Here is a 14,251-nt window from a genome sequence, read left to right as displayed (position 1 = left end):
TATTGGGATAGCCATAACTTTTGACTTATATTCAGTCAGAACTATCCTTCGGGGAGCTGCTGGAAATGCGTAAGTCATTGATGCGCATGACACTTCGTCAGATGCAGGTGTTTCGTGCAGTGTGCGAAAGCCGTTCCTACAGTCGCGCTGCCGAGGAAATGGCGCTGACCCAACCGGCGGTCAGCCTGCAGATTCGCCAGCTGGAAGAGCTGGTCGGCCAGCCGCTGTTCGAATACATCGGCAAGAAGCTCTACCAGACGGACGCCGCCGACGCCCTGCTGCGCGCCAGCAACGACATCTTCCAGCGCCTGGAAGTGCTCGACATGCAGCTTTCCGACCTCAAGGGCTCGCTGCAGGGCCAATTGCGCCTGGCGGTGGAGTCCAGCGCCAAGTACATCACCCCGCACCTGTTCGCTGCCTTCCAGGCGCAGCACCCGGACGTCAGCCTGCACCTGACGGTGGTGAACCGCGCGCAGGTGATCAAGCGCCTCTCGGACAACCGCGACGACCTGGTGATCATGTCCCTGGTGCCGCAGGACATGGCGCTGGAATTCCTGCCCTTCCTGAACAACCCGATAGTCGCGGTAGCGCCGCCGGACCACCCGCTGTGCAGCGCCGCCAAGCTGTCGCTGAAGGACCTGGAGCCCTGGCCGCTGCTGGTCCGCGAACCCGGTTCGGGAACCCGCAAGGCCTGCGAGGAACACTTCCAGCAGAAGCGCGCGCACTTCCCGCACACGCTGGAATTCGCTTCGTTGGAAGGCTCCCGCGAAGGGGTTCTGGCCGGCCTTGGCCTGGCGCTGCTGCCGCGCCATGCGGTGAGCCGCGAAATCCGCTCCGGGCTGCTGCGCGAGCTGCCCGTGGAAGAGCTGCCGCTGTACCGCAGCTGGTGTCTGGTGCACGCACGCGGCAAACGCCTGAGCCCGGTGGCTCAGGCGTTCGTCGGCTTCATTCGGGAAGAGCGTGCGCTGATCAGCCAGCTGGCCGAGCGCTTCTCGCCGAACCCTTCGCCGACTTGAGGTAGTTCACGGCGATCAGGTCGGGATAATCGGAAAATTCGCGATCAAGTCGCTGCGATTCGAGGCGCTCTTCGATCGCGCGGCGGAACTGCATGCGGCGCTGATCCTCGAGCTTGCGGCGGGTCTTGCTATCCAGGAGCTGGGTATCGTCGATATGGCGTTGCATCTCGCATCTCCCAAAGCCGAAGGGCTGGAGACGCCAGCATGGTGCCAGTGCATGACAGTTCGAGGACGCGGCAGTGAACAGCCGGTGACGCCGACCAGCGGTCGGCGCCGGATCAGGACGCCTCTTCCGGGCGCTCCTCGTGGCTCTTCACGACCTTGGGCGACAGCCGCAGGCTGCGCAGGCTGCGCTTGACGCTCTTGAGGTGGTTGACCAGGTCCGGACCGCGCGCCATGGCCACGCCCATGGCCAGCACGTCGATCACCACCAGGTGGGCGATACGCGAGGTCAGCGGGGTGTAGATGTCGGTGTCCTCGTGGACGTCGACTGCCAGGTTGACGGTGGCGAGGTCGGCCAGCGGAGTCTGGCTCGGGCACAGGGTGATCAGCGTGGCACCAGCCTCGCGGACCAGGTTGGCGGTCACCAGCAGGTCCTTGGAGCGGCCGGACTGCGAGATGCAGATGGCCACGTCGGAAGGCTTGAGGGTCACCGCCGACATCGCCTGCATATGCGGGTCGGAATAGGCCGCTGCCGAGAGCAGCAGGCGGAAGAACTTGTGCTGGGCATCCGCAGCCACCGCACCGGAAGCACCGAAGCCGTAGAACTCCACGCGCTGGGCATGGGCGATGGCGGCGATGGCGCGCTCCAGGGCGTGGGTGTCGAGCTTCTCGCGCACTTCCATCAACGAGTGCAGCGTGGTGTCGAAGATCTTCAGGCTGAAGTCGGTGACCGAGTCGTTCTCGTTGATCGCGAACTGCCCGAAGCTGGCGCCGGCGGCCAGGCTCTGCGCGAGCTTCAGCTTGAGGTCCTGGAAGCCCGAGCAGCCGATGGCGCGGCAGAAGCGCACGATGGTCGGCTCGCTGACGCCGACGCCGTGGGCGAGGTCCGCCATGGAGCTGTGCATGACAGAGGCAGGGTCCTGCATCACGTGGTCGGCGACCTTGAGTTCCGACTTGCGAAGCAGATGACGCGACTGGGCAATGTGCTGCAACAGGTTCACTGGGCTGGACTCGGCTATGATCGGCGGCTGGGATGTAGTAAGCCTGTAGTTATACTACAAATCAGGCGGTCACGCCCAGGCAATAAGTGGCGGAGCAGTTCCCGAAGATGTCTGAAAAATCTGATTTTCCCCTATCGTGCGACATCCTGGTCTTCGGCGGCACGGGCGATCTCGCCCTGCACAAGCTGCTGCCGGCGCTCTATCACCTGCATCGCGAAAATCGCCTGCCGGCCGACACCCGCATCCTCGCCCTGGCCCGCAGCGCCCGCACTCCGGAGCAGTACCTGGCGTTGGCCGAGCGGCATTGCCGGGCGCAGGTGGCGCGCGCCGAGTTCGACGCCGCCGACTGGCAGAGCTTCGCCGCGCGCCTCGACTACCTCGCCATGGATGCCTCGCAGAGCGCCGACTTCGGCCGCCTGCGCCAGCGCCTGAAACACAGCGCCGAGCGCGTCCTGGTGCACTACCTGGCCACCGCGCCGGACCTGTTCGCGCCCATCGCGCAGCATCTCAAGCTCGCCGGCCTGGCCGGCCCGCAGGCGCGCATCGTGCTGGAGAAACCGCTGGGCCATTCGCTGGAATCCGCTCAGGCGATCAACCAGGCGATAGGCGCGGTCTTCGACGAGTCGCGGGTATTCCGCATCGACCACTACCTGGGCAAGGAGACGGTGCAGAACCTGCTCGCCCTGCGCTTCGCCAACACCCTGTTCGAGCCGCTGTGGCGCAGCGCCTACATCGACCACGTGCAGATCAGCGTCAACGAGACGCTCGGCGTGGAGAACCGTGGCGCCTACTACGACCACGCCGGGGCAATGCGCGACATGGTGCAGAACCACCTGCTGCAGCTGCTCTGCCTGCTGACCATGGAAGTGCCGGTGCATTTCGACGCCGAGTCGGTGCGCGACGAGAAGCTGAAGATTCTCCACGCGCTGCGACCGATCGCCGGGCAAGACGTGCAGGACCGCACCGTGCGCGGCCAATACGGCGCCGGGCACATCGGCGGGCAGGAAGTACCGGCCTACTGGTTCGAGAAGCAGGTGGACAACGACAGCGACACCGAAACCTTCGTCGCCCTGCGCGCCGACATCGACAACTGGCGCTGGTCCGGCGTGCCCTTCTACTTGCGCACCGGCAAGCGCATGGCGAAGAAGCGCTCGGAGATCGTCATCCAGTTCAAGCCGGTGCCCCACGACCTGATCGGCGACGGCACAGGCCCCGCCAACCGCCTGTGGATAAGGCTGCAGCCGGAAGAACGCATCAGCCTGCAATTGATGGCCAAGACTCCCGGCCGGGGCATGCAACTGGAACCGGTGGAGCTCGACCTCAACCTCGCCCAGGCCAGCCGTGGCAAGCGCCGCTGGGACGCCTACGAGCGCCTGCTGCTGGACGTGATCGAGGGCGATTCGACCCTGTTCATGCGGCGCGACGAAGTGGAGGCAGCCTGGCGCTGGGTCGACCCGATCATCGCCGGCTGGCAGGAGTACTACCAGCGCCCGCGCAACTACCCCGCCGGCAGCGACGGCCCGGAACAGGCGCAGATGCTGCTGGAGTTGCAGGGGCGCCGCTGGCTGGAGTAATCGCGTCCGTCATCTACTTGTAGGAGCGAGCTTGCTCGCGAACCTTCGGCGCACCCGAGCGTTCGCGAGCAAGCTCGCTCCTACGAAAAGCACTTCGTCTGCGGCATTCCACCGCAACATTGATCCGGCTCAGCACCCGCCCGCAGCGTCGCCGCTAGAGTGCGGCACTTTATCCACAAGTGCCGCGCCATCATGCTCCAAGCCCCCGAACTGCTCTCCCCCGCCGGCTCGCTGAAAGCCATGCGCCACGCCTTCGCCTACGGCGCCGACGCCGTCTATGCCGGGCAACCGCGCTACAGCCTGCGGGTGCGCAACAACGAATTCGACCTGGCCAACCTCGCCATCGGCATCGCCGAAGCCCACGCCCTGGGCAAGCGCTTCTACCTGGTGGTGAACATCGCCCCGCACAACGCCAAGCTGAAGACCTTCCTGGCCGACCTGGAGCCGGTGCTCGCACTCGGGCCAGACGCACTGATCATGTCCGATCCCGGCATGATCATGCTGGTTCGCCAGCATTTCCCCACCGCCAACATTCATCTTTCGGTGCAGGCCAACGCCGTCAACTGGGCCAGCGTGGCCTTCTGGCGCGACCAGGGCCTGAGCCGCGTGATCCTCTCCCGCGAGCTGTCGCTGGAGGAGATCGGCGAGATCCGCGAGAAGGTCCCGGACATGGAGCTGGAAGTCTTCGTTCACGGCGCGTTGTGCATGGCCTACTCCGGGCGCTGCCTGCTCTCCGGCTACATCAACCGCCGCGACCCCAACCAGGGCACCTGCACCAATGCCTGCCGCTGGGAATACCAGGCCCACCCGGCAAACGAGGACGAACTCGGCCAACTGGTGCGCGAACCGACCCTGGGCCAAGGCGCGCCCACCAACGAGGTGTTCCTGCTGGAAGAAGGCAACCGTCCCGGCGAGCTGATGGCCGCATTCGAGGACGAGCACGGCACCTACATCATGAATTCCAAGGACCTGCGTGCGATCCAGCATGTGCAGCGGCTGGCGGAGATGGGCGTGCATTCGCTGAAGATTGAAGGCCGCACCAAGTCGCACTTCTATGTAGCGCGGACTGCGCAGGCCTATCGCCGGGCCATCGACGATGCCGTGGCTGGTCGCCCCTTCGACCGCGGCCTGATGAGCGAGCTGGAGTCCCTCGCCCACCGGGGCTACACCGAAGGCTTCCTGCGTCGCCACGTGCACGACGAGTACCAGAACTACCAGCACGGCAGCTCGCGCTCCGAGCGCCAGCAGTTCGTCGGCGAATTCACCGGCCAATGGCGCGGCGACCTGGCCGAAGTGCGCGTGAAGAACCGCTTCGCGGTCGGCGACAGCCTCGAGCTGATGACCCCGTCCGGCAATCACACACTGCGCCTGCAGCGCCTGGAGAACGCCAAGGGAGAGGCCATCGCCGTGGCCCCCGGAGACGGTCATGTGGTCTCCCTGCCGCTGCCTGCCGAGCTGGACCTGAGCCACGCACTGCTGATGCGCGACCTGCACGAACCCCAGGCCAAGAAGGGATGCAGCGGCTCCTGCGGGAAATGCGGCGGCTGAATGCTTTGGCTTTTGTAGGAGCGAGGGGGCGCCTAGCTCTTGCTCGCGAACCGGAGCAAGGCTGAACACCGTTCGCGAGCAAGCTCGCTCCTACGAAGAGCTGTGCGTCAGGGGTTCTGCAGAAACACCACGTAGCCCCTGAACCAGGGGCTGCGTGCCAGGTAGTCCGGTGCCTGCCATTCCCCGTATTGCGCCAGGCCAATGCGGAACGGCAGCTGCAGGCGAGCCACGCGCGGCAGGTAGCGCTCGTAGTCGGGGATGGTCCGGCGGCCCTGGTAGGTCTGCACCACCACTTCATCCACCACGCCCTTTAGCTGGTCGATGGCGGCCGGTTCTGCGTTGCTGCTCCAGTCCAGCAGGCCGGTGATGCTCAAGCGGTAGTCAGCTGGTAAACGGCGGCGAAAGTCACCGAGGAAGCCGGCATATTCGGCGAGATAGCGGGTTCTTGCATCGAAATCGATCTGCACACCGACCACCGGATTGCCCGCCTCACGCCAGCGCCGCAATTGCGCCAGCAGGGTCGCGTAGCTTTCCGCGCTCCAGCGCAGGCTGTGGGCGCGGTAGACCACCCAGACTTCGCCCTGCTTCAGCCGCGGAACGGCAATGCCCTGGGCATGCAGGTGCGCGGGCTGGTCCGGTGCGCCGCGCGGCGCACTGACCTGCCCCTGCAATACATAGAGGGTGCGCGCCTGGCGCAGTACCGGCTGCGCCGAAACGCCGCCCCACAACCAGAAGGCGTCGTAGTCGGCGGCATCGACAGTCGCGGCACCAACACGGCCGCCCCCCAGCATCAGCAGGCCCAGCGCCAGCGCTCTCCAGGCCCGATCCATCGGCGCCTTACCAGTAGTACTTCAGCGACTTGGCCCAGGCCGTGTCGGCGTGCTGGGTCTTCAGCTCGCGGAACCAGCGCTTGCGCTGCGCCGGCGGGATGTCCTGCTTGCCGCAGCCGTTGTAGCCGCTGGGTGCATAGCAGTTGATTGCGCGATACAGCGCGTAGGCCTTGTCGTCGCCGACGGCCTGCGCGTCGTCGATCACCTTCAGGTAGCCGTCCAGGCGCGAGTACAGCGGCCCTTCGAACTGCGTCTGGCTGCCGCCGAGTTCGTGCGAACGGGGCTGGCTGTCCAGCGCGAAGCCGTCGAGATTGTTGCGCAGGATGAACTCGCCGAAGCAGTTCAGCGCCTGCGGCGTCTGCGGGCTCTGCTGCAAGGCTACGGCGAGGTCACGCAGCGGGGGGCAGTCGTAGCCCGAAGTGCCTTTGCCGCCGCTCCACTGGAACAGTGTCAGCGGCACGCCGTTGCCATAAAGAACGCCCAGGCTGGCACCCAGCGGCTTGGTCGATGGCTCCGGCGGCAGCAAGGCGAGATCGTTGACGAAATTCGCGTAATGGCCGTGCAGCAGGTCCTTGTAGAGCAGGGTAAAGAGCGCGGTATCGCGTTCTTCCGCCGGGGCGGTTTCCGACTTCACCTGCTGGCGCAGCAACTCGGGGCCGGCGATGTGCCGCAACAGCAGTTCGCGGATAGCCGGGGTGCGCACTGGCGATTGCTCGGCATACACCTTCACCAGGCGGTCGCTGCGTTCGTAGTTGTAGGCCAGCGCCAGCTCCAGCTGTTCGCGCTGCAGGGGCTGGTGTGCCAGGGGCAGCAGCTGCAGCCATAGCTTCTCCGCGCCGAGCCAGTCATTGCCGGCCTCCAGGGCGAAACCGCGCAGGGTCTGCTGGCTGAAGGCGAGGTAGTCGAGCTTGTCCGGCGGATTCTGCGGCAGCTGGGCAGCCGCCTTGTCCGGTGCGTTCTCGACGTACAGCTGCCAGGCCGCCAGCAGGTAGTCGTGCAACCCTGGAACATCGGCGAACAGCGGCTTTTGCGCCTGCAACCCGGCCCAGTCGAGGGCGCGGCTTTCGCCGGCGTCGTGGTGGCGCATCTGCATCAGGTCTAGCACTGCGAGCAGGCGCGGCGCGCGAACGTCCGCCGGATGCGCGCTGACCAGCAACTTGTTGTCCACCTCGGCGATCAGCGGGGCCAGGTCGGCACTGCTATCGGCCACTTCCGGCTGGGCGAACAGTTCGGAATAGGCGCCGGCCAGGCGCTGCTGGTCGTTCAGCAGCCAGTAGACACGGCGCATCAGGCCTTTCGCCGAAGCGGCGTAGCGGCCCTGTGGATAAGCCTCCAGGTAGCCCTTGAAGTCGCTCTCTGCGACCTTGAGCGCACCCTGGTCGACCTTGCGCAAGTCGGGGTAGCCCCACTCGTCGAAAGCGTTCTGCTGCGCCTGGTTCAGCTGGTTGCGACCGAGCATGTAGCGGGCCGTCTCGCGCAGCCAGGGCTGCTGGCTGTCGAGCAGTGCCTGGAATTGCTGACGCGCCGGCGCGAAGCGGCCGCTATAGAAGGCGCCGATGCCCTGCAGGTAGCCAGCGAAATCGCGCCCCGCTGGCGACTGCACATCGCCCGGCAGCAAGCTGCCGAGCTGGGTTTCGTCCCACTGGCAGCCCTGCAGCAGGTCCAGGCGGGCGCGGCCCAGTGCCTGGCGCTCGTTCGCCGGCATGTCGACGGCCAGCAGCTGCGCCAGGAATTCCTGCGCGGTCAGCGGGTTGTTGCTGCGGCAGCGACTGCCTTCGCCATTGGCGAAGCGTTCGCTGTCCGCCGGTACGGCATCGGCTGGCAAGCCCAGGCGAGCGGCCAGTTCAGCCAGCGGCGCGGCCGGCTTGGCCACGACGGCCGCATCGGCAGCGCCGTCGGCGGCGGGGGCATCGTCGAACAGCCGGCTCAGCGGGAACGGCACCTGGCCATAGCCGAGCTGCTGCTCGTCGTCGCTTGGAGCGCGTTGCGGCAGGCTGGCGCGGCCGTCATCGGCCAGCAGCAGTTGCAGGTTGACCCGGCTGTCGTTGCCCGGACTGAGGAAGGGCACGCTGTTGCAGATGTCCAGGGTGTCGCGTTTGAGGTTCCAGCTGGGGTAGCAGGAGTCGTCGCTGCTGGCCTGTGCCTGCTGTGCGATGAGCACACTCAGCGTCAGTGCCAGGAGGGGCAATCCGTACGGGCGCATGCAAGATCCTTTGTCCTGGGGCCGCGCGGTGCGCGGGTCGGTCGAGCTCGAAAGGACAGGATCTTACCGCGCCAGGCCCGCTCAATGCGCGTGCTGCACGTCGCCCAGCGGCACGCGCCGGAGAAATTCCGCAAAGGCGCTGGCCGCCAGCGGCACGCTGATCAGGTAGCCCTGGATCTCGTCGCACTGGTGCTGGCGCAGGAAATCCAGCTGCTCCTGGCGTTCCACGCCCTCGGCCACCACCTTCAGCTCCAGGCTGTGGACCATGGCGATGATGGCGCGGGTGATGGCCGCGTCCTCGCCCTGCGCCGAAAGGTCGCGGATGAAGGTCTGGTCGATCTTCACGTAGTCCACCGGGAAGCGCTTGAGGTAGCTGAGCGAGGAATAGCCGGTGCCGAAGTCGTCGATGGCCAGCTTCACGCCCATCTCGCGCAGCTGGCGGAAGGTCGCGCAGACGCTCTCGACGTTTTCCAGCAGCTGGCTTTCGGTCAGCTCCAGCTCCAGCCACTGCGGGGCCAGGCCGGTTTCGTCGAGCACGGTACGCACCAGGCTGATCAGGTTGCCCTGGCGAAGCTGGTGCACCGAAAGGTTCACCGATACCCGCAGATCGCCCATTCCCTGCGCCTGCCAGTCACGCAGCTGGCGGCAGGCGCGGCGCAGGACGAACTCGCCGATGGCGCCGATCAACCCGGTTTCCTCGGCCAGGGCGATGAACTCGCCCGGCGGCACCATGCCCAGCTGCGGATGGCGCCAGCGCACCAGCGCCTCGGCGCTGTCCAGGCGCTCGTTGGCCAGGTTCAGCTTGGGCTGGTAGTACACCTCGAGCTGCCCTTCCTCGATCGCCTTGCGCAGCTGCACTTCCATCTGCAGGCGCTCCACGGTGCTCGCCTGCAGGTTGTCGGTGAAGAACTGGAAGGTGTTGCCGCCCAGGTGCTTGGAATGCTGCATGGCCATGTTCGCCTGGCTCATCAGCGCGGAAATCTCCCGCGCGTTCTCCGGCAGCAGGCTGATACCCAGCGAGGCGCTGACCACCAGCTCCTGGCCGCCCGCGCTCATCGGCATGCGCAGGCTGGTCAGCAGGCGACTGGACAGCCGCGCCAGCGCCGAGAGGCTGGAGTAGGAGTCGATCAGCACGGCGAATTCGTCGGCGGACAGCCGGGCGATGGTATCGGCTTCGGGCACCGTCTGCGTCAGGCGCCGGGCGATCTGGCGCAGCAACTGGTCGCCGACCTCGTGGCCGAGGCTGTCGTTGAGCAGCTTGAAGCGGTCCATGTCGATCAGCAGCAGGGCCAGGCTGCGGCCGTTCTGCCGCGCGCGTTGCCCGGCATCGTGCAGGCGCTGCTTGAACAGCCCGCGATTGGCCAGCCCGGTCAGTTCGTCGTAGTGCGACAGGTAGCGCAGGCGTTCCTCGGCGTCGCGGCGCGCCGTGAGATCGGCGAAGAAGCCCACCACATGCGCCACCTGGCCGCGGTTGTCGCGCACCACGTTGAGTTGCAGCCACTGCGGGTAGATCTCGCCGTTCTTGCGGGTTTCCAGCAGCTCGCCCTGCCAGCTGCCGACCTCTTCCAGCTCCTCGCGGATCTGCAGGTACTGGCGCAGGGTATCGGTATTGCCTGAGAGGCGCGCCGCGAATTTGCCGATGACGTCTTCCGCTCGGTGCCCGGTGACCCGGCTGAACGCCTGGTTGACCGCCAGCAGGCGGTATTCCGGATCGAGGATGACGATGCCCTCGCTGGCCGCCTCGAACACGGTTGCCGCCAGCCGCTGCTCTTCTTCGCGACGCTTGCGCGCGCTGATGTCGCAGCGGGTGCCGACCATCCGCGTGACCTTGCCGCGGGCATCGCGCTGCATGACCCGGCCACGGTCCTCGACCCAGACCCAGTGGCCGTCGGCATGGCGCACCCGGTACTCGATGCAATAGCCGTCGCTGCGGCCCTTGAGGTGGTTGACCAGGGCCCGGCGCAGCAGCGGCACGTCGTCCGGATGCAGGCGCGGACGCAGGTCGGCGCGCACGCTGCGCACCTCGTCCTGGCTGATCCCGAAGATTTCTTCCAGGCGCGAGTGGTGCACCTCGTCGGTTTCCAGGTTCCAGTCCCACAGGCCCAACTCGCTGGCTTCCAGCGCCAGGGCCAGGCGCGCCTGGCTGTCGCTCAGCTCGAGGGTGCCGGCCTCGACCCGCGCTTGCAGCAGGTCGCGCGCACTGCGCAGGGCACGCTCGGCGCTGCGGCGTTGCTCGACTTCGCGACCCAGGTCGGCGTTGAGCCGCTCGGTGCGGCCCTTGGCCTGCTCCAGGTGGTCGACCAGCGCCAGGGTCTGGAAGCGCCGCAACAGGCTGCCCTGGACCAGTCGGTTGATCTGCCAGGCCACCACCAGCAGGGCCGACAGCAGGATCACCCCGAGCAAGCCCCAGCCCTGCTGCAAGCCATTTCCCCGCAGCAGCAGATAACCGATGGCCGGCAACAGGCATGGCAGGGAGAAGGTCAGGAAGGCCGGCAGGCTCACCGCGTAGGCGACGCTCGCGGAGAGGATCGCCGCGGCGATCAGGCCGAAGACTAGCGCCTGTTGCAGGAAGGCGTCGGCCGGAACAAGCACGATGGCGGCGAAGGCCAAGGTCAGGCCGGAGGCACCGGCGCCGAACAGGAAGGCGCGCAGCCAGTGCGGATCGGCCTGGCGTTCTTCGCTCGCGGTATGGAAGGCGGAAACCTGGATCAGTCGCAGAACAGCCAGCACTACCAGCCAGACCAGCCAGCCGCTGAGCAGCAGCGCGCCTTGGCGGTCCCACAGCAGTCCGGCCAGGGCCAGGCCGTTGAGCAGCATGAGCAGGGTCGGCACGCGCGAGCCCTGGTACAGCAGCCGAGTTCGCTCGATGGCGATCTCGCGGGCGTATTGCTGGCGGATGTCCGTGTGGCTGAACGGCACCGCCGGCGTGTCTAGGTATGCGGTCATAGGCGATTATTCTTGTAGTGTGCTGCCTAGCGTCGGCGGAGCATAACCGAGGCTCGGGGGTCGCCCAAGGGCGAAAAATGAGCATTTTGCCAGCAAGTTACCGAACTTTTGTCGGGCGTCACCGAATGGCGCCTGAGTTTGCCCGGCTTTCGCCGCCATCGGTAGAATGCCCGACCATGAATGACGACCTCTCCCTCCTGCTCAACTCCCTCAACGATCCCCAGCGCCAGGCCGTCGCCGCGCCCCTCGGCCAGCAACGCGTGCTGGCTGGTGCCGGCTCCGGCAAGACCCGCGTGCTGGTGCATCGGATCGCCTGGCTGATCCAGGTCGAGCACGCCTCGCCGCACAGCATCCTGGCGGTGACCTTCACCAACAAGGCCGCGGCGGAGATGCGCGCGCGCATCGAGCAGCTGCTGGGCATAAGCCCGGCCGGCATGTGGGTCGGCACCTTCCACGGCCTGGCGCACCGCCTGCTGCGCGCGCACTGGCAGGAGGCCGGGCTGCCGGAGAACTTCCAGATCCTCGACAGCGACGACCAGCTGCGCATCGTCAAGCGCGTGGTCCGCGAGCTGGGCCTGGACGAGCAGCGCTGGCCGCCGCGCCAGGCGCAGTGGTTCATCAACGGGCAGAAGGACGAGGGCAACCGGCCGCAGAACATTCAGGCCAGCGGCGACCTCTACCTGGCGACCATGGTCAAGGTCTACGAGGCTTACGAAGAGGCCTGCGCGCGCGCCGGCGTGGTCGACTTCGCCGAGCTGCTGCTGCGCTCGCTGGACCTGTGGCGCAACAACCCGGGCCTGCTGGCGCACTACCAACGACGCTTCCGGCACATCCTGGTCGACGAGTTCCAGGACACCAACGCCGTGCAGTACGCCTGGCTGCGCTTCCTCGCCAAGGGCGGCGAAAGCCTGATGGTGGTGGGCGACGACGACCAGTCGATCTACGGCTGGCGCGGTGCGAAGATCGAGAACATCCAGCACTTCGCCGACGACTTCGCCGGCACCGCGGACATCCGCCTGGAGCAGAACTACCGCTCCACCGGCACCATCCTCAAGGCCGCCAACGCCCTGATCGCCAACAACCAGGGGCGCCTGGGCAAGGAACTCTGGACCGACGGAGTCGATGGCGACCCAATTACCCTCTACGCCGGCTTCAACGAACACGACGAAGCCCGCTACATCGTCGAGAGCATCGAGGACGCCCTGCGCAAGGACGGCCTCAAGCGCAGCGAAATCGCCATCCTCTACCGCTCCAACGCCCAGTCGCGGGTGCTGGAAGAGGCGCTGCTGCGCGAGAAGATTCCCTACCGCATCTACGGCGGCCAACGCTTCTTCGAGCGCGCCGAGATCAAGAACGCCCTCGCCTACCTGCGTCTGATCCGCCTGCGCGACGACGACGCCGCGCTGGAGCGAGTGATCAACATCCCGCCACGCGGGATTGGCGAGAAGACGGTCGAGGCCATCCGCAACGCCGCGCGCCTGAACGGCACCTCCATGTGGCGTGCAATCAATGACGTGATCGCCGCCAAGGCCGTGGCCGGCCGCGCCGCCAGCGCGCTCAACGGCTTCCTCGAAACCGTCGACCTGCTGGCGCAGAAAGTCGAAGAGATGCCGCTGCACCTGATGACCCAGACGGTCATTGAGGAGTCCGGGCTGATCACCTACCACAAGGAAGAGAAAGGCGAGAAAGGCCAGGCCCGGGTAGAAAACCTGGAAGAACTGGTCAGCGCCGCCCGCGCCTTCGAGACGCCGGACGAAGAGGACGTGCCGCCGCTGGTGGCCTTCCTCGACCACACCGCACTGGAGTCCGGCGACACCCAGGCCGACGCCTTCGAGGACAGCGTGCAGCTGATGACCCTGCACAGCGCCAAGGGCCTGGAATTCCCGCTGGTGTTCCTCGCCGGCATGGAAGAAGGCCTGTTCCCGCACAAGATGAGCCTGGAAGAGCCCGGCCGCCTGGAAGAGGAACGCCGCCTCGCCTACGTCGGCATCACCCGCGCCATGCAACGCCTGGTGATGACCTACGCGGAAACCCGCCGCCTCTACGGCAGCGAGACCTACAACAAGGTCTCGCGCTTCGTCCGCGAAATCCCGCCGAGCCTGATCCAGGAAGTGCGCCTGTCCAACTCGGTCAGCCGCCCGCTGTCGGGCAACCAGCGCAGCGGCAACCTGTTCAGCGGCGCCGGCGTCCCCGACACCCCCTTCTCCCTCGGCCAGACCGTCCGCCACCCGCTGTTCGGCGACGGCGTGATCCTCAACTTCGAAGGCTCCGGCGCCCAGGCCCGGGTGCAGGTCAACTTCGACAGCGAAGGCAGCAAGTGGCTGATGCTGGGGTATGCGAAGTTGGAAGCCGTCTGATTCGATAACAACAAAGACAAGGACATCGCTCTATGCGTAAGGACATTCGTCGCTTCGTTCAGCTGGCTGCAGAAACTCTGCCCCTGACCGAGCCAATCTTCGAGTTCGGCGCCCTGCAGGTGCACGACAATCCTGAGCTGGAAGATTTGCGGAGTCTGTTCCCGGGGCGCGAGTACGTCGGCTGCGACATGCGTCCTGGCCCCGGCGTCGACAAGGTGCTCAACCTGCACCAGATCGACTTACCCGATGCGGTAGCCGGCACCGTGGTACTGATGGACACCCTCGAACACGTCGAGTACCCGCGCCAGGCCATCAGCGAGGTGCTCCGCATCCTCAAACCCGGCGGCACGCTGATCATGAGTTCGGTGATGGATTTCCCCATCCACGGCTATCCGAACGATTACTGGCGTTTTACGCCCGAAGGCTTCCGCTCGCTACTGAAATCATTCGACTTGAGCCACGTCGGCTATCACGGCCTGCGCGAAGAAATGCCGCATACCATCGTTGGCGTCAGCTTCAAGGGACACCAACCGGACATGACGGCGTATGAGGAGCGCTATCGAAAGTGGCAGCACTTCTGCAACTGCGTACACCGTAAGCTGGCTAACGCCTGA

General features: G+C 66.2%; 10 protein-coding genes. 5 read left to right on the top strand and 5 right to left on the bottom strand.

The features are described 5' to 3' along the window. Window positions 1-80: 80 nt before the first annotated feature. Window positions 81-1,016 (top strand): LysR family transcriptional regulator, encoded by a 936-nt coding sequence (locus PKB_RS00825; RefSeq protein ID WP_156958106.1) that lies wholly within the window; start codon window positions 81-83, stop codon window positions 1,014-1,016. Here the strand turns inward: PKB_RS00825 and PKB_RS00820 are convergent. Together PKB_RS00820 and hexR are read right to left on the bottom strand one after the other, a co-directional pair. Further along, window positions 970-1,182 (bottom strand): PA3496 family putative envelope integrity protein, encoded by a 213-nt coding sequence (locus PKB_RS00820; RefSeq protein WP_043248200.1) that lies wholly within the window; start codon window positions 1,180-1,182, stop codon window positions 970-972. The genes PKB_RS00825 and PKB_RS00820 overlap by 47 nt on opposite strands. A gap of 112 nt (window positions 1,183-1,294) precedes the next feature. Next, window positions 1,295-2,179 (bottom strand): transcriptional regulator HexR, encoded by an 885-nt coding sequence (hexR, locus tag PKB_RS00815; RefSeq protein WP_043248198.1) that lies wholly within the window; start codon window positions 2,177-2,179, stop codon window positions 1,295-1,297. 107 nt (window positions 2,180-2,286) lie between these two features. Between hexR and zwf the strand changes: the two genes are divergently transcribed. Both zwf and trhP read left to right on the top strand, forming a co-directional pair. Beyond that, window positions 2,287-3,753 (top strand): glucose-6-phosphate dehydrogenase, encoded by a 1,467-nt coding sequence (gene zwf / locus PKB_RS00810; protein WP_043248196.1) that lies wholly within the window; start codon window positions 2,287-2,289, stop codon window positions 3,751-3,753. 192 nt (window positions 3,754-3,945) lie between these two features. Further along, window positions 3,946-5,301, top strand: coding sequence for a prephenate-dependent tRNA uridine(34) hydroxylase TrhP (trhP, locus tag PKB_RS00805; RefSeq protein ID WP_043248194.1), 1,356 nt, complete (start codon window positions 3,946-3,948; stop codon window positions 5,299-5,301). 107 nt (window positions 5,302-5,408) lie between these two features. Here the strand turns inward: trhP and PKB_RS00800 are convergent, their stop codons facing one another. From PKB_RS00800 to PKB_RS00790, 3 genes are all read right to left on the bottom strand, one after another. Next, a complete protein-coding gene (locus tag PKB_RS00800; protein WP_043248192.1) occupies window positions 5,409-6,131 on the bottom strand; it encodes a DUF3142 domain-containing protein in 723 nt (240 codons plus the stop codon). Window positions 6,132-6,138: 7 nt separating this feature from the next. Next, window positions 6,139-8,334 (bottom strand): PA5441 family protein, encoded by a 2,196-nt coding sequence (locus PKB_RS00795; RefSeq protein ID WP_043248190.1) that lies wholly within the window; start codon window positions 8,332-8,334, stop codon window positions 6,139-6,141. Window positions 8,335-8,415: 81 nt separating this feature from the next. Further along, a complete protein-coding gene (locus PKB_RS00790; protein WP_052355142.1) occupies window positions 8,416-11,280 on the bottom strand; it encodes an EAL domain-containing protein in 2,865 nt (954 codons plus the stop codon). Between the two features lie 176 nt (window positions 11,281-11,456). Here PKB_RS00790 and uvrD point away from each other — a divergent pair, with 176 nt between their 5' ends. Together uvrD and PKB_RS00780 are read left to right on the top strand one after the other, a co-directional pair. After that, window positions 11,457-13,637, top strand: a complete 2,181-nt coding sequence (gene uvrD / locus PKB_RS00785; RefSeq protein ID WP_043248188.1) for a DNA helicase II — start codon at window positions 11,457-11,459, stop codon at window positions 13,635-13,637. A 32-nt stretch (window positions 13,638-13,669) separates the two neighbouring features. Next, entirely contained in the window at window positions 13,670-14,251 is a 582-nt protein-coding gene (locus PKB_RS00780) for a methyltransferase domain-containing protein (protein WP_084166546.1), read from the top strand.

The sequence above is a fragment of the Pseudomonas knackmussii B13 genome (assembly GCF_000689415.1).
Classification (GTDB): Bacteria; Pseudomonadota; Gammaproteobacteria; order Pseudomonadales; family Pseudomonadaceae; genus Pseudomonas; species Pseudomonas knackmussii.
Note: the sequence above shows the minus strand (reverse complement) of the source record. Positions and strands in the feature narration are given on the sequence as shown.